At 54.5% G+C, this 19,185-nt stretch carries 23 protein-coding genes; 12 read left to right on the top strand and 11 right to left on the bottom strand.

Annotated features, from left to right (window positions below; genetic code table 11):
- The 5 genes from TA5113_RS02645 to TA5113_RS02665 form a co-directional block, all read right to left on the bottom strand.
- The coding region (locus tag TA5113_RS02645) for a F0F1 ATP synthase subunit B family protein (protein ID WP_442338345.1) at positions 1-325 on the bottom strand (325 nt) is incomplete at its 3' end.
- Positions 326-407: 82 nt separating this feature from the next.
- Positions 408-632 carry a F0F1 ATP synthase subunit C gene (locus TA5113_RS02650; protein WP_058316207.1) on the bottom strand — a complete coding sequence of 75 codons (225 nt, stop codon included), beginning with the start codon at positions 630-632 and terminating at the stop codon, positions 408-410.
- Positions 633-715: 83 nt separating this feature from the next.
- A complete protein-coding gene (locus tag TA5113_RS02655; RefSeq protein WP_106387498.1) occupies positions 716-1,423 on the bottom strand; it encodes a F0F1 ATP synthase subunit A in 708 nt (235 codons plus the stop codon).
- Between the two features lie 53 nt (positions 1,424-1,476).
- Entirely contained in the window at positions 1,477-1,815 is a 339-nt protein-coding gene (locus TA5113_RS02660) for an AtpZ/AtpI family protein (RefSeq protein WP_058316329.1), read from the bottom strand.
- Between the two features lie 186 nt (positions 1,816-2,001).
- Positions 2,002-2,907, bottom strand: coding sequence for a DMT family transporter (locus TA5113_RS02665; protein WP_058316205.1), 906 nt, complete (start codon positions 2,905-2,907; stop codon positions 2,002-2,004).
- Positions 2,908-3,029: 122 nt separating this feature from the next.
- On the opposite strand from TA5113_RS02665, the gene TA5113_RS02670 reads away from it, so the two are divergent.
- Positions 3,030-3,380, top strand: coding sequence for an ArsR/SmtB family transcription factor (locus TA5113_RS02670; protein WP_058316204.1), 351 nt, complete (start codon positions 3,030-3,032; stop codon positions 3,378-3,380).
- Positions 3,381-3,453: 73 nt separating this feature from the next.
- On the opposite strand, the gene TA5113_RS02675 is transcribed toward TA5113_RS02670, so the two are convergent.
- The gene (locus TA5113_RS02675) at positions 3,454-4,332 is read right to left on the bottom strand and encodes a LysR family transcriptional regulator (RefSeq protein WP_058316203.1); all 879 of its coding nucleotides are present in this window, start codon (positions 4,330-4,332) and stop codon (positions 3,454-3,456) included.
- Between the two features lie 134 nt (positions 4,333-4,466).
- Here TA5113_RS02675 and TA5113_RS02680 point away from each other — a divergent pair, with 134 nt between their 5' ends.
- Positions 4,467-5,003 carry an FMN-dependent NADH-azoreductase gene (locus tag TA5113_RS02680; RefSeq protein WP_058316202.1) on the top strand — a complete coding sequence of 179 codons (537 nt, stop codon included), beginning with the start codon at positions 4,467-4,469 and terminating at the stop codon, positions 5,001-5,003.
- 7 nt (positions 5,004-5,010) lie between these two features.
- Here TA5113_RS02680 and TA5113_RS02685 read toward each other — a convergent pair whose 3' ends face one another.
- Entirely contained in the window at positions 5,011-7,080 is a 2,070-nt protein-coding gene (locus TA5113_RS02685) for an ATP-binding protein (RefSeq protein ID WP_058316201.1), read from the bottom strand.
- Positions 7,081-7,472: 392 nt separating this feature from the next.
- On the opposite strand from TA5113_RS02685, the gene ffh reads away from it, so the two are divergent.
- The 8 genes from ffh (at position 7,473) to trmD (ending at position 13,142) form a co-directional block, all read left to right on the top strand.
- Positions 7,473-9,005, top strand: coding sequence for a signal recognition particle protein (gene ffh / locus TA5113_RS02695; RefSeq protein WP_058316200.1), 1,533 nt, complete (start codon positions 7,473-7,475; stop codon positions 9,003-9,005).
- Positions 9,006-9,539 carry a GNAT family N-acetyltransferase gene (locus TA5113_RS02700; RefSeq protein WP_058316199.1) on the top strand — a complete coding sequence of 178 codons (534 nt, stop codon included), beginning with the start codon at positions 9,006-9,008 and terminating at the stop codon, positions 9,537-9,539.
- Positions 9,536-9,832 carry a chorismate mutase gene (locus tag TA5113_RS02705; protein ID WP_058316198.1) on the top strand — a complete coding sequence of 99 codons (297 nt, stop codon included), beginning with the start codon at positions 9,536-9,538 and terminating at the stop codon, positions 9,830-9,832. Before TA5113_RS02700 ends, TA5113_RS02705 begins: the two co-directional genes overlap by 4 nt.
- 45 nt (positions 9,833-9,877) lie before the next feature.
- Positions 9,878-10,267 carry a 30S ribosomal protein S16 gene (gene rpsP, locus TA5113_RS02710; RefSeq protein ID WP_058316197.1) on the top strand — a complete coding sequence of 130 codons (390 nt, stop codon included), beginning with the start codon at positions 9,878-9,880 and terminating at the stop codon, positions 10,265-10,267.
- A 17-nt stretch (positions 10,268-10,284) separates the two neighbouring features.
- Positions 10,285-10,914: a 5,6-dimethylbenzimidazole synthase gene (bluB, locus tag TA5113_RS02715; protein ID WP_058316196.1), complete on the top strand. Its 630-nt coding sequence runs from the start codon at positions 10,285-10,287 to the stop codon at positions 10,912-10,914.
- A 75-nt stretch (positions 10,915-10,989) separates the two neighbouring features.
- Positions 10,990-11,496: a ribosome maturation factor RimM gene (rimM, locus tag TA5113_RS02720; protein ID WP_058316195.1), complete on the top strand. Its 507-nt coding sequence runs from the start codon at positions 10,990-10,992 to the stop codon at positions 11,494-11,496.
- 22 nt (positions 11,497-11,518) lie between these two features.
- Positions 11,519-12,316, top strand: coding sequence for a hypothetical protein (locus TA5113_RS02725; RefSeq protein WP_058316601.1), 798 nt, complete (start codon positions 11,519-11,521; stop codon positions 12,314-12,316).
- Positions 12,317-12,347: 31 nt separating this feature from the next.
- On the top strand, positions 12,348-13,142 hold the full coding sequence (trmD, locus tag TA5113_RS02730; RefSeq protein ID WP_058316193.1) for a tRNA (guanosine(37)-N1)-methyltransferase TrmD: 795 nt from the start codon (positions 12,348-12,350) through the stop codon (positions 13,140-13,142).
- A 4-nt stretch (positions 13,143-13,146) separates the two neighbouring features.
- Here the strand turns inward: trmD and TA5113_RS02735 are convergent, their stop codons facing one another.
- Complete coding sequence (locus tag TA5113_RS02735) at positions 13,147-13,890, bottom strand: sulfite exporter TauE/SafE family protein (RefSeq protein WP_058316192.1); 744 nt, start codon at positions 13,888-13,890, stop codon at positions 13,147-13,149.
- 384 nt (positions 13,891-14,274) lie between these two features.
- On the opposite strand from TA5113_RS02735, the gene rplS reads away from it, so the two are divergent.
- Positions 14,275-14,646 (top strand): 50S ribosomal protein L19, encoded by a 372-nt coding sequence (rplS, locus tag TA5113_RS02740; protein WP_058316191.1) that lies wholly within the window; start codon positions 14,275-14,277, stop codon positions 14,644-14,646.
- 11 nt (positions 14,647-14,657) lie between these two features.
- On the top strand, positions 14,658-14,879 hold the full coding sequence (rpmE, locus tag TA5113_RS02745) for a 50S ribosomal protein L31 (protein ID WP_058316190.1): 222 nt from the start codon (positions 14,658-14,660) through the stop codon (positions 14,877-14,879).
- A 182-nt stretch (positions 14,880-15,061) separates the two neighbouring features.
- Here rpmE and TA5113_RS02750 read toward each other — a convergent pair whose 3' ends face one another.
- From TA5113_RS02750 to TA5113_RS02760, 3 genes are all read right to left on the bottom strand, one after another.
- Positions 15,062-15,733, bottom strand: a complete 672-nt coding sequence (locus tag TA5113_RS02750; RefSeq protein WP_058316189.1) for a glutathione S-transferase family protein — start codon at positions 15,731-15,733, stop codon at positions 15,062-15,064.
- 87 nt (positions 15,734-15,820) lie between these two features.
- The gene (locus TA5113_RS02755) at positions 15,821-17,356 is read right to left on the bottom strand and encodes an AMP-binding protein (protein ID WP_058316188.1); all 1,536 of its coding nucleotides are present in this window, start codon (positions 17,354-17,356) and stop codon (positions 15,821-15,823) included.
- The gene (locus TA5113_RS02760; RefSeq protein ID WP_058316187.1) at positions 17,353-19,185 is read right to left on the bottom strand and encodes a hydantoinase B/oxoprolinase family protein; all 1,833 of its coding nucleotides are present in this window, start codon (positions 19,183-19,185) and stop codon (positions 17,353-17,355) included. Before TA5113_RS02760 ends, TA5113_RS02755 begins: the two co-directional genes overlap by 4 nt.

The following is a 19,185-nucleotide window of genomic DNA, read 5'->3' on the forward strand; positions in this document are numbered from 1 at the left end:
TTTCAGCTTTTGCTTCTGCCACGATGCGCTGTGCTTCCGCACGGGCATCCACAAGTGCCTTTTGATAGGCTTCTTCGGCTTCAACAGCTTTCGCTTTCAGCTCTTCAGCTGCAGCGATGTCATTTGTAATGGTCCCCTGACGCTCGGCCAGAACCGCGGCAATGCGCGGCAGCGCGATGCGCGACAGGACGAAGTAGATCACAACCAGTGTGATCAAAAGCCAGAAAATCTGGTTGCCCCAGTTTGAGAAATCCAGCTGTGGCATGCCCGGAGCTGATGCAGCGTCTGCTGCGTAGTCCGCGGCGGCGGTTTTATCAGTCGCCATAACGTCCTCCTGGGAACTTCCGTTTGATTACGGGTGGGGCGTCAAAGCGCGCCCACCCGCACGTAAGGATGGTTCCGCTGGATTAGACGGCGAACATCAGCAGAAGTGCAACGAGGAATGCGAAGATGCCCAGTGCTTCTGCGAACGCGATACCGATGAACAGTGTCGCTGTTTGGGATGCTGCTGCGGATGGGTTGCGCAGTGCGCCTGCCAGGTAGTTACCTGCAACGTTACCAACACCGATAGCGGCTGCGCCGGAACCGATTGCTGCGAGACCTGCGCCGATGTGTGCGAGTTGACCTTCCATGGTGAATTCTCCTTACGTTGGAAGTTTGGAATAAGTGTGTGAGTGTTCGACTTGCGTAGGCCGGGCTTCAGCCCGGCACATACTTAGTGCGATGGATGAAGTGCGTCCTTCAGGTAAACACAAGTCAGAATGGTGAAGACGTAGGCCTGGATGAAGGCCACCAGGACCTCAAGACCGTACATGGCAGTGATCGCGACAACAGACACCGGGGAAACCACGGCGATGGCTGCGAAGCCTGCGAAAACTTTGATAACCGCGTGGCCCGCCATAACGTTGCCCGCCAAACGAATGGAATGGCTAACTGGACGCACGAAGTAAGAGATCAATTCGATGATCGCCAGAATTGGGCGCAGCGGCAGTGGCGCACTGGAAACCCAGAAGAGCCCCAAGAAACCCAGACCGTTCTTGACGAAACCAACGATGGTTACGGTCAGGAACACCAGCAATGCCAGAACGACTGTCACAGCGAAGTGAGATGTCGTTGTGAAGGACATCGGCAGCAGGCCAAGGAAGTTGGCAAACACGATGAACATGAACAGTGTCATAATGTATGGGAAGAACTTCACAGCATCCTTGCCTGCAACGTCTTCAACCATTTTGTAGATGAAACCATATGCCAATTCCGCGATGGACTGACCACGGCTTGGAACCACTGCACGTTTGGATGTGCCGAAAACCATCATAGCAACCGTCGCAACAACCGCGAGTGCCATCCAGAGGGTCACGTTTGTGATGGTGAACATGCCAATTGTGTCGCCACCAAACAGTGGTTTCACGATGAACTGATCCATCGGGTGGAATACAAGACCGCCCTCTTCCGCGCCGTGTGCTTTGTCTGCCACGTCTAGTCCCTCTCGTCTGTCTCAGCCACAGCGTCTTGCTCGGCCAATTGTTTCGCCTGGATTTCTTTCGCGCTGCGGATCATCACGTTGACCCCGGCGGCAAAACCCAAAAATATGAACAGAATTAGGAAAATCGGCTTAGTCCCGAATAGGGTGTCTAGCCCCAACCCAACTCCAAACCCGATCAAAAGACCGGCAACAAGTTCAATCACCATCCGCCAGGCCAGCTGTGCCTGAGAATAGTGTTCCTCCATGTGGTCTTTGGGTGCCTGGGTCTGTTTGACCGCCTCGATCCGTTCCTCAAGCTGCCTCAGCCGCTCTTTGTCATCAGGATCGGTCACGCGCATTTCCACCGGTTGAACTTGGAGGCATTGCTAAGTGGGTGGGGCCCATGAGTCAACGCGAGTCTTCGGCGTAGATTGACGCAATTCAAGTCATTGAAAAACATATATTTTTATGCGCATCGACTTATACTCTTAGTCGAGCGACACAACCGCACGAAATCCAATTGGGCTATTTCACCGTATTCAACGATTTGGTTGAATATCGCGTTTGCTAAAAAACCGACCGTCCACAAACAGCATGCCAATGAAGATCACACCGATTCCTGCGTACTGAATGGGAACCAAGACCTCGTTGAGCACAAAGACCCCTAAGATGACTGACGACACGGGCGCAAGGAATGTAATCGTCGAGGCGGTCGTGCCGCCCACTTTAGGAATAAGCCAGAACAAAATGATGAAAGCAGCAGCTGTTAGGAGAAAGCCGATGACCAACAGGGCCTGCCACGTCTGAGGCTGAGTAATCGTCGGCACTCCCTCAAAGAGTAAGGCCGGCGGCAAAAGCATGACGGTTGCGATACTCAGCGATGCTGTCGTCAGAACGACCCGGTCCACACCGTCCATATAGCGAATGAGGTTCAGCGCGAAGCCATAACACAGCGGCGCCGACATGGTTGCAAATAAGGCGAGCGGATCGGAGGCACCCTGCCCCTGCAAAGATGGCAAGGCCAACAAAATGATACCGGCAAACCCAAAGATGACCCCAATGCTTCGCAACAAAGTCATCTTTTCCCCCCGCGGCCAGAGGTGGCTTACGATCACCACCATGATTGGGGTCAACGCGTTGACCACCCCAGCGGCCGATGACGTGATGAATTGTTGCGTTATGGGATAGACCGTCAGCGGGATGGCATATTGAAAGGCGCTGAAGAAAGTCAAAACCACAAGGCTTGCGCCGCCAAGATCAAATCCCCCACCCCTGAAAGCCTTCATGCCAAACAGCCAGATCCAACACCCCAGCGCACCAAAACCAACACGCCCGAGGCCCACCGACATGGGGCCAAGCTCTCGCAGCAAGATCTCGTTAAAGAAAAAGGAAGACCCCCACCCTGCCGCAAGCAGCAAAATGACGGCCCAATAGCGTAAAGGCATTTAAGGCGCTCCGTTTATCCAGAGCCACTCTATGCAGACGGGAAAACACAAGTCGACCCGATCCTTGCGTTATCAAAGGTTATCCCTTCCACCACCTGCCCGTGCAAGTTAGGTTAGGCGCAATGAGTGACCTGGACATCAAATTTGCCGCCCTGGCCGACGCCACCCGTCGCAGCATCCTGACGATGCTTTTAGAAGACGATATGGCCGTGACCGATGTCGCAGAACCTTTTGAAATGTCCCTCGCCGCCATTTCCAAACATCTGATGATCCTCGCCAATGCGGGCCTCATCAGCCAAGAAAAGCGCGGCCGCGTAAAATGGTGCAAGCTCGAACCTGACGCGCTGAAAACCGCCAGCGTTTGGATGCAGGGATTTGGTCAATTCGAGCCGGTCAACCTCGACGCGTTCGAACGCTTCTTGGAAGCCGAGCTGGACGCACCTGCTGAAAAGACCAGCTCAAAGACAGCCTAAAACCGCCCCTTCATTCACCTTTGCAAAAATACTCTGGGGTGAATGGCGCAAAGCGCCAGAGGGGCAAAGCCCCTTACATGACCCAATCCTTTGCTTTCTCTTTCAAGAAATTCAGAAACGCTTGGACCTTCACGGTGCGATGCAGATCCACATGTGTCACCAGCCATACTGCGCCATGCCATTCTTCCTGAGACGGCCAGATCTCAACCAAATTGTCTTGTTCTTCACAGAACCATTTTGGCAAGAAGCCAATACCAGCGCCAAGTTTTACAGCCTGCTCAATCGCGCTGGCATCTGTTGCCCTGAAAGAGATGTTCTCGCGAGACACAACCGCATTTAGCCACTTATAAAACGGCGCACGGGATTTCGGATCATCAATGCCGACAAAATGGTGTTGCTTGAAGTCGGCCAATGACGATGGCTTTCCATATTGAGCGACATAATCCTTGGTCGCGTAAAGCCCGACCTGCATTGTCGCCAGATCTTGCACGACGTTGTCTGGTTCTTGTGGCACCGCCCCGGCACGGATAGCAACATGGGCCTCGCCATATTCTAGGCGAAAAACACGATCATCGGTCAGATACCGGATCGTTAACCCCGGGTGCTTGCTTTGGAACTCCGCCAAAATCGGCGTCAGAATCCGCGACATCGTCGCCAATGATGTGACAACCAACTCGCCGGTCACATCGTTGCCACGTCCTTTGATGCGCCCTTCCAATTGCCCAAACTGGTCGTCGGTGGCTTGACCCACGCGCATCATGTCCTGACCGGCTTCGGTCGGCGTATACCCCCGGGCGTGGCGCTGAAAGAGCTTCACGCCCAAACGCCCTTCAAGAGCATCAATATGCCGGATCACCGTGGCATGGTGCACCCCCAGAACATCCGCGGCACCGCTGACCGTCCCTAAACGAGCGACCTGGTAAGCCGTGCGAATTTCATCCCAGTTGTCCATACTTGCCCCACCTTGCCGAAAAACTCATATGTGCAAAATATCACATATACAGTGCATTCTGTAAGATTGCGTTTGAATTTGCAATGATCAAATCTTGGGGCAACAGAACAAATACTTCGGAAAAGGAATAACCTATGCCCCACACAGTCCTGCATCTAGACGCCTCCGCGCGCCACCAAGGGTCCGTATCCCGCAAACTCTCTGCCGATATCGTCGCGCAAGAAAATGCGGGCGAGATCATTCGCCGTGATCTGACCGACGGCGTCCCACTTTTGAACGAGAATTGGGTCGCCGGGACCTTTACACCGCCCGAAAGCCGGAGCGACGCACAGAATGAAACGCTCTCGTTCTCGGATACATTGGTCTCAGAAGTTCAAGCGGCAGATACGATTGTGATCGGCACCCCGATATACAACTTCAACATCCCGGCATCGCTGAAAGCATGGCTTGACCAAATCGCCCGCGCAGGCGTGACGTTCCAATACACCGAAGATGGCCCCAAAGGACTGCTCGAAGGCAAGAAGGTAATTGTCGCGATTGCCAGCGGCGGCACACAAGTGGGCTCTGACTATGACTTCGCGAGCCCCTATCTCAAATTCGCACTGGGATTTCTGGGCATCACAGATGTCACCGTCCTAGACAAAGATGCCGTGCAGGCGGCAGCGGCGTAACTTCCCCCTAGGCGCTGGCGGCGGCAGAGTCCTCCATTGGAACCTCTTCTACGTCTGCCAGTGCCCGTGGCAGGGTAAATGTAAATTCGGTGCCTTCGCCAAGCTGGCTTGAAACAGAAATCTCTCCACCATGAAGTTTGATTATCTGCTTCGTAATTGCCATGCCCAAACCAGTGCCGCCGACCTTTCGGCTGGCACTGCTGTCAACCTGAGAAAACTTATCAAAGACTTCAGGCAAACGATCTTCGGGTATTCCGACACCTGTATCTGACACATTCACTTTAACCTGCGCCCCTCGGTCATCCACTGAGATGGTGACGCCACCCTGCTCGGTGAATTTCAGCGCATTGTCTAGAATGTTGGTGAAAACCTGCCGCAAGCGAATTTGATCGGCCTCCACATATATATCCGGCGCTTCACCTTCCAAATACAAGCCCTTCTTCTCAGCTTTGGAAGAGTATTCATTCACGAGATCTTCCACAGTGGCGGCCAAACTTAGCGGTTTGACATTCATTTGCATCCGGCCGGCTTCAATTTTGGAGTAGTCAAGCACGTCATTGATCAAGGTCAGCAGATGTTTTGCAGATCGATCAACCTTTGACGCAAGAGTCTTCAGGGCATGTAGCAGCGCATCAACTTCTGCTTTTAGGTCGGCAGCGGACTCTCCCCGCGCTTCAAGTGAGTTAAACAGCTTGGTCGCGGTCGGAAGCATTTCTGGTTTGCAGAGGAATGGTGTGCCTCCCAACACCACCGTCAGCGGTGTGCGCAATTCGTGACTCATCACGTCAAGAAATTCTGACTTTGCAGTATTGGCAGCTTCGGCCGCATCCCGCGCGTTCTTGAGCTCGGTGATATCAACCCGAAATCCGACCGTGCCGCCATCCGGCGTTTTAGTTTCCAAGATCTTCAGCCAGCGACCATCTGCAAGCTGCTGCTCTACATCAACACCGCCGGCCTTGTGGGCCGCCAGCCGTTCTTTCAAGAAAGCTTCTTCCCGGCCAATCGCCTCCGCGTATTGCTGACGCTCTAATCCATACCGAACGATCGACTCAAACTTTGCGCCTGGAACCATGGCTTTGGCCGACGCGGCATAGAGCTTGCGGTAATTGTCGTTACACAATGCAAGCCGATCACTGCTGTCGTAATACGCAAAACCATCGGCAATGCTGTTCATCGCGGTTTTTAACTGCGCGTCCGATCGCATGCGAAGATGCACCAATCGAATGGCGCCCAGAACCAAAATGAGTAGGGAAATGCCACCTAATGCAAATCCGATCCTTGCCTTCAAAAACGCCGCCTGCGGAATGGTCCAACCGGTCACCGGAACCGCTGCCGTATACCAGCTGCCTTGAGGCAAATTTATCTTTTGAAGGATAGGGCTTTGGGTAAAAACAAGCGGCTCACCAAAAATCATGCCGCCCGACATCCCTAAGCCATCTTTGCCACGCATAGCGATTTTGAAATCCAGGTCATCAACCCCGGCGCGCTCAAGGATCGCTTCAAAATCAAGCGCCAAAGACACGATACCCCAAAGACGAGGCGCAAACGCGCCGAAATCGCTGGTCTGCACCGCTTTGCGCACAATCAAGGCGCGCCCACCCTGCACCAAATCAACCGGGCCAGCCATGACAACAGCACCAGAAGAAACCGCCTTTTCTACCGCGGCGAGTTGCTCAGGTATTTTGTTGTGGTCCAGACCAATTATCGACCGAGTACGCTCTGAAGGATAAGCCATTGAAACGACGAAATCCGGCGCCAAAGCTACATGCTTGAATTCGCGCGCCTTTAAGAATGTACGCCGAGAAACGGCTTCAAACTTTTCTTTGGACAGGTCCGGCTCCAGTGAAACAAAAGTCGCCAATGACTCAAGCGCGGCAGTCTGAGTTGCGATCGCTGTCTCTATTTCGCGCGTAACCTCATCGAGTTGGCTTTGCACCGACGATCGTTGTTGTTCGAGAAGAAAAACGCGGTTTTCGCGTTCGTAGAGCAACCAAACAACCAAGGTGGCTGCTAAAACGATTATGGTCGCGCCGATGTAGCACGCAAACCATCCGTTTTTGCCTCGGAACGCCTTCATATAGTGCCTCTACCCGGTTCAAGAGTTTATTGTGAAATACTCTTTTCGCTAAATTAGAGAATGCAAAGATCAAAAATCAACCTGTGGTAGTTACTAAAATCTTCAATCGAGACAAATTATGTCAACTATTGCCAAAATGAGACACGGCATGTCGGACTGGATCAGATGCGTCAGGAGCGGCAGCTGAGCTTGCTTGACTCTCACGATCGACCCAGCTATCTGCCTCACCAATTCCGGGAGTCCGTAAAAGCTTCCGGTCCTAGGCAATTGGCCAGGATCGCCCCCCGTCAGCGAGTTTCGCCCACGGGGGCCTTCGTGCATTTGCTCTGGTGTTGTAGCGGATCGTACCTATCTTCGGTCCATGTTGAAACGGTTGAAGGAGCCGAAAAGAGATGTTTGAGAATCTAAGCGAACGCCTTTCCGGTGTCTTTGACCGGCTGACCAAACAAGGCGCGCTATCTGACGAAGACGTCAAAACCGCACTCCGGGAAGTCCGTGTTGCTTTGCTGGAAGCGGACGTTTCGCTGCCAGTCGCGCGTGACTTCGTCAAAGCGGTTCAGGAAAAGGCAACCGGCCAGGCGGTCACTAAATCCGTCACCCCGGGCCAACAGGTTGTCAAAATTGTTCATGATGAGCTGCAGCATGTTCTTGCTGGTGACGACGACAATCCGGGCGAGCTGAAAATCGACAATGCGCCAGCGCCCATCTTGATGGTTGGTTTGCAAGGCTCTGGTAAGACAACCAGTACCGGTAAGCTCGCAAAACGTCTGAAAGAAAAGAACGGCAAACGCGTTCTGATGGCATCCTTGGACATCTACCGTCCAGCGGCGATGCAACAGTTGGAAATTCTTGGCACCCAGATCGGTGTAGACACCTTGCCTATCGTGGCAGGCGAGTCCGCCGTTCAAATCGCCAAACGAGCCAAGCAGCAAGCGACATTGGGCGGCTATGACGTCTATATGCTCGACACCGCGGGTCGTTTGCAGATCGACGAAACCCTCATGCAAGAGGTCGAAGACGTTCGCGATGTGGTCAATCCACGCGAGACGCTTCTGGTGGTCGACGGTCTGACCGGTCAGGTTGCTGTTGAAGTCGCCGAAGAGTTTGACGGCAAAATCGGTATCTCCGGCGTAGTCCTAACCCGTATGGACGGTGACGGCCGCGGCGGTGCAGCGCTGTCCATGCGCGCGGTCACGGGCAAGCCTATCAAGTTCGTCGGTCTTGGCGAAAAGATGGACGCGCTGGAAACCTTTGAACCAGAGCGTATCGCTGGCCGTATCCTCGGCATGGGTGACATCGTTGCTCTGGTTGAGAAGGCGCAAGAAACCATCGAGGCTGAACAAGCCGAGAAAATGATGAAGCGCTTCCAAAAGGGTCGCTTCAACATGAACGACCTGAAGATGCAGCTTGAACAGATGATCAAGATGGGCGGCATGGAAGGCGTTATGGGTATGATGCCCGGTATGGCCAAGATGAAAAATCAGGTCAAAGACGCGGGCATGGATGACAAGATCCTGAAACAGCAGATCGCACTGATTCAGTCCATGACCAAGATCGAACGCGCAAACCCGCAGGTGCTACAGGCCTCCCGCAAAAAGCGGATCGCCAAAGGTGCGGGTCTAGAAGTGTCTGACCTCAACAAACTTCTGAAAATGCAGCGCCAGATGGCGGACATGATGAAGAAGATGGGAAAGATGGGCAAAGGCGGCATGCTGAAGCAAGCCATGAAAGGCATGTTCGGCAAAGGCGGAATGCCTGACATGCCAGCGGGTATGGACCCGTCTGCCATGGACCCCAAAGCGCTGGAAGCGGCCGCTAAGCAACTGGGTGCTGGCGGTATGGGCAAAGGCATGCCGGGCGGCTTGCCGGGCTTGGGCGGCGGCGCATTGCCTCCTGGTCTTTCTGGTTTCGGGAAGAAGAAATAAGTGAGCCAATCGCCCACCATAAGAACGGATCGGCTGATCCTGCGCAAACCAGACGCGAGCGATCTGGACGCCGTTCTGGCGTTCTTTCAGTCTGAACGTGCGGAATACGTGGGCGGTCCATACACACTTGGCAAAGCGTGGCGCCAGTTTGCCGCTGAAGTTGGTCACTGGGATCTACTGGGTTATGGCATGTGGTCCGTAACAACCAAAGACACAGGCGAAACATTGGGGCTGGTGGGCCCCTGGACCCCGGCGGACTGGCCCGAAACCGAAATCGGTTGGTTCATGTTTGAGAACGCCGAAGGCAAAGGATACGCGTTTGAAGCCGCACAAGCAGCGGTTAACCACGCATATGAAACCCTCGGCTGGGACACCGCCGTGAGCTATATCGACAAAGACAACACACGCTCTATCGCTTTGGCAGAACGTCTTGGGGCCTCCTTTGACCCTAACGCACCGCAACCAAAGCCGGATATGCCCTGCTTGGTATATCGCCACCCACGCCCCGCATCTCAATCGGAGACGATCCAATGACCGACGCCGTGACGCGCGCAGCAGAGCTGCTCAAAGAACACCGCGAAAGCATCGACCGACTGGATGCGATCCTCGTCTACACTCTGGGTGAGCGCTTTAAGCACACCCAAGCGGTGGGCGAGCTGAAAGCACAACACGACCTTCCCCCGTCCGATCCTGACCGCGAAGCGAAGCAGATCGCACGCCTAGAAGATCTGGCAAGCCGGGCCCACCTGGACCCCGATTTTGCCAAGGCTTTCCTGAATTTCATCATTCAGGAAGTCATCCGACATCACAAGAAACACCAGGAATAGCTCAGAGCATCGGCTCTGCTCACGCCATTTAAGGAGATTTACACCATGGCTATGAAAATTCGTTTGGCCCGCGGCGGCTCTAAAAAACGTCCATTCTACCGTATCGTTGCAGCGGACAGCCGCATGCCACGCGACGGCCGCTTCATCGAGAAGCTGGGCACATACAACCCGCTGCTGCCGAAAGACAGCGAAGAGCGCGTGAAAATGGACCTGGAGCGCATCCAGTACTGGGTTGGCCAAGGCGCACAGGTAACTGACCGTGTTGCACGCTTCTTGGAAGCGGCAGGCGTGAACGAGAAGACCGAGCGCAACAACCCGAATAAAGCGGAACCAGGCCAGAAGGCAAAAGACCGCGCGGAAGAAAAAGCAGCCAAAGCAGCTGAGGCAGCAGAAGCCGCAGCAGCACCTGCAGAAGAAGCAGCGGCTGAAGAATAAGAAGAAAGGGAACTTGGATGCAGTCTTTCTCCAAAGACTTTCAATCCGAATTTGCCCGACTTCTTCGGTGGCGGCGCGACGTGCGCCGTTTCCGCACCGATCCGGTCGACGAGGCACTCCTTCAGGAGTGCCTCGACGCATTTCTGCTCGCCCCATCCGTTGGGCTTTCAGAGCCTTGGCGCATTGTGCGTGTTGAAAGCGAAATCGCGCGTGCAAATGCGCTTAAGAACTTTCAGGCCGCAAACGCAGAAGCACTAGCAGGCTACAGAGGCGAGAAAGCCAAAACCTACGCCGGCCTTAAGCTGTCAGGCATGTCAGACGCCCCTGTGCAGCTCGCAATCTATTGTGACGAAGCCACAGTGAAAGGCGCGGGCCTTGGCGCTAAAACCATGCCCGAGATGCGTCGCTACTCGGTCGTTGGGGCGGTCAATCTCTTTTGGCTAACCGCACGCGCACGTGGGCTGGGTGTGGGCTGGGTATCAATTCTCGATCCTGAGCAACTCAACAAAGACCTCGACGTGCCAAGTGACTGGTCTTTGGTGGCGTACCTCTGTGTTGGTTTACCGGAAGAGGTTTCTAAAACGCCCGAGCTTGAACAACTTGGCTGGGAAGACCGCCGGAAACGGTTGTCGATAGAAACCCGCTAACGCTTGCGTCGACGCCTATAATGGGCGACAAATCCGCGAGCCTTAGGCACGTGCCCAAAAAGAAACGATTTACTTATGTCCGAACTCATCTGCGTTGGCGCTATTGGTGGCGCTTTTGGTGTCCGTGGTGAAGTCCGCCTAAAGAGCTTCACCGCTGAAGCGGAAGCGATCGCCGACTATGCCCCTCTTTGCACCGAAGATGGCAGTCGCGAATTTGATGTTGTCGTGACACGGTCGATCAAAAACGGTTTGGCTGCGCGCCTGTCCGGGGTGATCACCAAAGAAGACGCGGACGCGCTAAAAGGCACTCAGCTTTTTGCGCCCCGTAACCGTTTGCCAGAATTGCCCGAGGACGAGTTTTACCACACCGATCTGATTGGCCTTGAGGTGCGCGACACCGGCGGAACGGTTCTTGGCAATGTGAAGTCCGTTCAAAACAACGGCGCGGATGATTTGCTAGAAATCTATGGGCCCGGCCTAAAGAACACTGTGCTTCTGCCATTTACCCGTGCGATTGTTCCCACGGTCGATCTTGGCGCCGGTCGCATCGTCGCCGACCCGCCTGATGGGATTTTCGATTGATGTGGGAATTTGGCAGGGCGTGATGCGTCGTTTTATCATTCACGCCGGGTTCCACAAAACGGCCACCAGCACCGTTCAAAAAACGCTGGAAGCCCATCAGGATGTGTTGTCGCCCTTCGTTCAACTCATCCCGCGCAAGAAGCTCAAACCGACGCGCAAATCCGCCCAAATTTTTTCGGTCAAACATGATCCGGTCGAGCTGGGTATTTTGCAGGCGATGTTTGTCGAAGTGCTGTCTGAATTGAAACCAGACGACCCGCGCCCTGTGTTGATGTCGTCAGAGGATTTCGCAGGCTATCTAATCGGTCGTCATGGCATCAAAGATTATCGCGCGGCTCCTGCGATTGCCGCGGCCCTTAAAGAAACACTCGAACTTGTTTTCGGCGACAAATTCGACTTGGTTCTCTATTATTCGACCCGCAATGAGGGTTGGCTCGACAGCTGTCATTGGCAACTCATTAAGAACTCTGACAAGCAGATCACGCTGGAAGCGTTCCGTAAGCGGTATGCGAATGCCGCAGACTTTGCGCCGATCATTTCGCAGGTCAAAGCGGCGATCGAACCGAGCCAAGTGATCTCTGCTGCGATCGAAGATCACGCAGGCACGCTGGGCCCCCTTCAACCTCTGTTGGATCTCTGTGGTTTGCCAGAGAATGTGCAATCCAAGATCACGCTCGCTAGGCCGCAAAATGTCAGCGGGTCGGACACTTTGCGCGAAGAGCTTTTGGCGCTTTCAGAGACTGACAAGGATGGGTTGGTCGCGCGAAAGGGCCTGACCCGCGCGCGGCGCACCTTGATCCGTCAATCCAAAAAGCGCTAAAGGCAGCGGGTGCAAAGCTACGGAGCATCAAATGTCGGCCCCAAATAAATCCCATGGTCGGAAATCGATCACGGTTTCCTTGAAGCCGCGCGAGTTGATGACTCATAACCCGAAGCTCGCCAACGCTTGGACTGCGCGGATCATTACACTGTTTCCCGACGCCTTTCCGGGCGTTCTCGGAGAAAGCTTGACCGGCAAGGCCCTTAAAGATGGCAAGTGGCAGCTTGAGACCACAGACCTGCGCATTTTCGGCGACGGAAAACACCGGAATGTCGATGACACCCCGGCTGGAGGCGGTGCAGGTATGGTTCTACGGCCCGACGTTCTTGGCAAAGCCATTGATCACACTCTGCGCAGCGCGCGAGGCACCAACCCTTTGGTTTATCTTAGCCCGCGCGGTGTGCCGTTTAACCAAAACATTGCACGTCAATGGAGCCAGTGCGATGGCGTCACGATGCTCTGCGGACGCTTTGAAGGCGTCGATCAACGGGTCTTAGATCACTACAACATTCAAGAGGTTTCGCTCGGGGATTTTGTCCTGACCGGCGGTGAAATCGCGGCGCAGGCGATGATTGACGCCACCGTGCGCTTGCTTCCTTCGGTTCTCGGCAATGCCGAAAGCATCGAGGACGAAAGCCATTCGAACGGGTTGCTTGAACATCCGCAATACACACGTCCAGCCGAATGGATGGGTCGTGAAATCCCCGAGGTTCTGACGTCTGGCAACCATGGCAAGGTTGCCCAGTGGCGTCAGGAGATGGCGGAAAAGATCACCAAAGAACGCCGCCCTGATATGTGGGAGAAATGGGAAAGCAAGAAAAGCTAGGGCCCTAACCCATCACCCCTTTGCGCAACAAATTGATCCCAGCAATGATCAGCACAACAAGCGTGATCCGCTTAAACAGAGCCTGATCTAAACGGTCCTGAATGCGAAAACCGATCCACATTCCAAAAAGGGCTGCTGGTAGGATCGCAAATGACAGCGGTGCGGTCTCTTTGTTGAGAATGCCTGATTGCCAATGGGCGGTGAGCAGTGAAACGGAACCCGCGCCATACACAACACCCTGCACAATCATCTGCTTGGCTTTCGGGGTATTGATCGCCAGCAAGAACAAAACCGTGGTCGGGCCCCATGTTCCTGCAAATCCACCAAAGGACCCAGAGAGTGCGCCAATACCCCATTCAGCTTTGCGCCGATGCCGCGGCGCGATCGTCAATTGAACGCCAAACAATTGGATCAACGACAGACCGACAACTGGGATGCCCAAGACGAAGTAGAATACCCGGCTTGGAATAAGCGGCACGAGTTGCGCCGATAGAAAAATGAAAAGACAAACGGCAAAAACATAACGCCAGAACTCTTTCAGAGACGCTAAGGCCGGCCCTGTACCTGCCCTAAAAGTCTGTAAGACATTGGTCACTAAAGTTGAAACCAACAGGGCCGCAATTGCTATTTTTGGATCCGTAACCATGCTGATCCCAGAGACCAAGATCAATGGGAGCGCAAACCCAATTGCACCTTTAACAACGCCTCCAACAACGGCCACGAAGAGGCAGAAGAGAATGGTGGCCATGCTAAATTCAGAAAGTACGCCGAAATCCAAATTTCCCTCGAGTCTGCGCCATGGTTTTTGATACCTGCGCTATAGACTGCACACTGAGCTTCAACGCTGGAATTGCAAGCGCCAAATGACAACGCCACGCTTGCCAAACCTCCGACTTTCCCCTAAACCGCGCCTGTCCGAGGCTCTTCTGAGTCGTTCGGACCTGTTTTCTATTGGCAGATCTCTTTTTCTTCGAAGGGCCAGCCAGCTAAAGCAGAAATGATAAGTAACGACGGACATCCTCTTGCGGGCGCTCTTTTGAATTTCAAAGTGCGGACCCGGTGAAGACACAGAGTTCTTGGACCGGCACCTAACTTCGTGGACTAAACCACGAGCAACATAGGAGATGGTCAAATGGACCTGATCGCACAGCTCGAGGCGGAACAAATCGCCTCTCTGGGTAAAGATATCCCAGATTTCAAAGCCGGTGACACCATCCGTGTCGGCTACAAAGTGACCGAAGGGTCACGTACACGTGTTCAGAACTACGAAGGCGTCTGCATTTCCCGTAAAAACGGTGAAGGCATTGCCGGTTCTTTCACAGTTCGTAAGATTTCTTTTGGTGAAGGCGTGGAACGTGTGTTCCCACTGTTCTCCACCAACATCGACAGCATCACCGTGGTTCGCCGTGGTCGCGTGCGTCGTTCCAAGCTGTACTACCTGCGCACCCGTCGTGGTAAATCCGCACGTATCGCAGAAGTCACCAACTACAAGCCTAAAGCGTAAGGAGTGGCATCATGAAAAAAGATACGCACCCAGACTACCACTTCATCGACGTCAAGATGACCGACGGCACCATCGTCAAAATGCGCTCCACTTGGGGCAAAGAAGGCGACCAACTGGCACTGGACATCGACCCATCTGCGCACCCTGCGTGGACTGGCGGTAACTCCCGTCTGATGGACGCAGGCGGCCGTGTTTCCAAGTTTAAAGCGAAATACGAAGGTCTGGGCTTCTAATCCCAAACCTCATCGATTTCTAAAACGCCGCTCCAATTTGGGGCGGCGTTTTTTGTTGGGATAAAGGTCACAATTTTGAATTCGCGTCAGCCTCTTGAGTTTGAAATCCACCTGCGAAAATCATTTTTGCGACATAATTATCTTGCCGGGCGGTGCGAAGACGCGCGCGTAATTGTCACTTTCTACGGCGGATAGGCCGCGCCCCGGCTTTCCAATTCCGCCTGCCATTGCACCTCGCGGGCAAGCATTTTCTGAACAGATGGATAGTTCGACGTGCGTTCATAGTGCGCCTGCCAATGGGGATAATCGCCGGCCGGGAATCCAGCCCCGGTCATGCGAAACCATATCCAATGCAGGTAAGCATCAATCACAGACCATTTATCCGCATACCACCAATTTGAGCCCGCCAGACGATCATTGATCATGTCCGCGTTCGGTCTCATCGCGTCGATCCCTTTCTTTCGCACCTGAAGGGCCAGCGAGGGATCTTCGACAAAGCGATGCGACATGCGGATTCGTGTGACGATTGGGTGCAGACCGCCCGCGCAAAATGCCAGATCCGCAACCTGGCGCATTTTTTCCAACTCGCAGTCAGTCGCAGGCAAGAGGCCTGCGTCTGGGAATCGCCGGTGCAGCCATGAAAGGATCGCAACATTTTCGGTCAGCGGCTCGTCATTCACGAGAAGGCAAGGAACCTTTCCCTTAGGGTTCAGCTTTTGGAATTCTGGGCTCTTGTGCTCGCCAGCGTCGATCCCGACGACAATGGTTTCAAAGGGAACGCCTACCTCTTCAAGCGCCGCTGTAGGCACTCGGGGACAGGCGTAAGGCGCTACAAATAGTGTCAGACGGGTCATCTTCGCTCTTTCAATTGGCCCCCTGTCGCACTGTAGACCAGCCTGCGGCGCGGTTGTTTCCGCGCGAACGGGATCAGCTCGGGCCCTTCAGCGATCACTTTGAAACACCTGAGCATAGGTTTCGCGAAGGACGTTTTTCTGGACCTTTCCCATCGCATTCCGCGGAAGGTCGTCGACAAAAAACACGGCCTTGGGCAATTTATAGGGCGCTAGTTTGGGGCGCAGCAGGCTAAGGATGCCATCCTGAGTAAGGTCTGAGCCCGCGCCCGTGACAATTGCCGCGCAAACGCCCTCGCCAAAGTCAGGGTGCGACACACCAAATACGGCACTTTCAGAGACCCCATTCAGTATGCCCAGTTCTGCCTCAACTTCTTTGGGATAGACATTATAGCCGCCGGTGATGACCAAATCCTTGGAACGGCCCATAATATGCACGTAACCCTCGGTATCGATCAGCCCGACATCGCCGGTTTGGAACCAGCCGTCACCGGTAAATTCCTCGGCGGTTTTTTCGGGGTTGCGCCAGTACCCCTTGAACACATTGGGACCCCGAACTTGGAGGCCCCCAATTTCATTTGGACCGAGTGTTTCCCCGTCATCTGCAATCACCCGAATTTCGCAACCGGGAAGCGTTGGCCCGACAGAGCCGGGTACTCTTTTTCCGATCAAAGGGTTTGACGTGTGCATGAGAATTTCGGTCATTCCATAGCGTTCAAGAATTTCGTGGCCCGTTGCGTCGCGGAAACGCTCCCAATCGCGCGCCGACAAAGGGGCGGAACCCGAGATGACCAAACGCAAGGCCCCCTGTCGGATAGCATCCGCAAAACCATCTGTTTGCAAGAGCCGTCCATAAATTGTGGGCACACCCATGATAACCGTGCCTTGCGAGAGCAGCGGAATGACCCGTTCCGGCTTGAATTGCGGCAGCCAGATCAGTGAAGCGCCGGAAAACAAGACGGTGTTGATCGCAACAAAAAGGCCATGAGCGTGAAAGATCGGCAAAACGTGGATGAGCTTGTCGCGCGGGCTGAATCCCCATGCCGCTGCAAGCACTTCGGCATTTGAAGCCAGGTTATCATAAGAAAGCATGGCGCCCTTGGGGCGGCCAGTTGTTCCCGATGTATAAAGAATTGCACCAACTTCATCGCCGGAACACTTGGCGACCGGAGGAGCTGCGCCTGCAGTGTCGACCGCGTCGGTCAAACTTCCCTTGCCATCTGCGGAGAGCGTCAGCACAGACTGAGTTTCATCCGTGAGTTTTTTCGCAATATCAGGATCGCAAACGAAAAGCGTCGGCTCGGCGTCTTCCAGCAGATATCTGGTCTCGCTTGGCGTGTAGCCGGTGTTCATCGGCAGGAAAATCGCTCCGGTCCGCAGACAGGCAAGATAGACCAACACGGCTTCGACAGACTTTTCCACCTGCACGGCGACACGATCGCCCTTTGAAACACCCTGATCCACCAAAACGGCGGCGTACTGACCCACGCGCGACAATGCATCGCCGTAGTTCAGACGCTCACCGTCGGGGAGATGGAATAGCGCCGCCTCGGGGTTCGCTTCGGCGCGCGCTGAAATTTCGTCGTATAGCCTGTGGTGCCCGCGAGAGATGGCCCAATCTGTCATGAACCATTCCCACGCATCATGTCGTAACCCGCGCCGCGATCAATCAGAGGGCGCTGGCGGTCGGGTTGCGCTGCGATCTCCGCGCGCAGTGACTTAGTGGCTTGCTGATCAAGCATCGGTTCGCCAAATTCATCCCACTGAACAACAACCCCGTAATCTTCGTTCGCAGAGCGTTCGCTGATGCGTCCCTCAAGAAGATCCTGCAACACCATGGCTTCGTCGCGCTCGATTGGATCACCCCAGCCGCCACCGCCTGTCGTGCATATGCGGAACGTCCCATTTTCCTCGACGGCCGCATCATTGACCAATCCGTCCAAAAGCAATTCCTCGCCCTGATTGATTGTCGAGCTTTGAAATGGCATCCCGGCCTGTCCGCCGTTGACACCATAGCAGCCCAGCCGCACACGGTCGGCTGTCAAAATCGCAGTGGTTTCTGTCAAGCCACGGATATGCTTGTCATAGCCCATGCCACCCCGGAACTTGCCGGGGCCACCCGAGTCCTGGCGCAGGCCCAGCTTGTCGATGACAAGCGGGAAGCGGGTTTCAACAAATTCAACAGGCTGGTTTCGCGAGTCAGGCACAATGTGGATCACGTCGCTGCCATCCGCGTAGTAGCGACCACCAGAGCCGCCACCCAGAACTTCGCGCCAGAGGAAAAACTCTCCGGCATCGTCCGTCCCATAGAGGCCGGAATAACGAATGGTTTCCTGATCTGCGGGCATCAGGCCCTTGACGGCCTTGGTGATAGCGCCAGCCAAAAGGCCAATGCTGCGCAACAGAATGAAAGAGCGCGCATTTGTGGCCGCCGGGAAAACCGGGGTGATCAATGTGCCTTTTGGTGGGAAAATCACCTCAAATACATCACAGACGCCTTCGTTAACATCAATCTCTGCGGCGCGCTCCGGGGTTTCTGCGAGGTTGCGCAGAATGGGCGCGATCCATTTCACCAGAAAGCGTCCGTCCGCGTAATCTGCAGGCCAGTTGATCGGGCCCACTGCCTGAGGATCAGTGCCATTAAAATCGAGCACAATCTTGTCCGCGGTTTTGTGGATTTTAAGCGCGATTGTGTAGAGTTTCGGGTCACTGACGCCGTCATGTTCGACGTAATCTTCAAATTCATATGTGCCGTCAGGAATTTTGGGGAACAATTCGTTCACAAAGGTGTTTTTGCATTGATCGAGAATGATCTGGAAGCATTTTTCCATCACCTCCTTGCCAAAGCGTCTGAACAGACCTTCCAGCCGCGCCGCGCCCATCAGACAGGCGTTGATTTCGCTGTCGACATCGCCCAGCAGACCGTCCGGTGTGCGCGTGTTGCGACGCAGGATCGTAAAGGCGGCCTCGTTGCGCTCGCCCTTGTCGTAAAGCTTGATCGGAGGGATCATTAAGCCTTCTTCAAAACAGCTTTTGGCATCGCCCGGCATTGATCCCGGCACAGTGCCGCCAACATCGTCGTGGTGACCAAATGCCTGGACAAAGGCCACAACCTCGCCCTCGTGAAAGACCGGGACGGTCGAGCACAAATCCGGCAGGTGGCCGATGCTGCCCTCGGACAGATAGACATCATTGAAAAAATAGACGTCCCCCGGATTCATGGTGTCGATTGGGAAATCGCGAACGACCGCATTGACCATCGCAGAATAGGAACGGCCGGTCAGCTTGCGGCATTTGTTGTCATGCAGGCCAACGCGGTAGTCATGCTGGTCGCGGATCATCGGGCTGCGTGACGTGCGCTCGATTGCAGCTTCGACTTCTCGTTCGATGGAATCCAGAGATTCTTTGACAATCTGAACGGTGAAAGGATCAACGCGGTGGGATGTATCGGTCAT

Origin of the sequence: Cognatishimia activa, assembly GCF_001458335.1 — a bacterium.
In the GTDB taxonomy this organism is placed as follows: Bacteria; Pseudomonadota; Alphaproteobacteria; order Rhodobacterales; family Rhodobacteraceae; genus Cognatishimia; species Cognatishimia activa.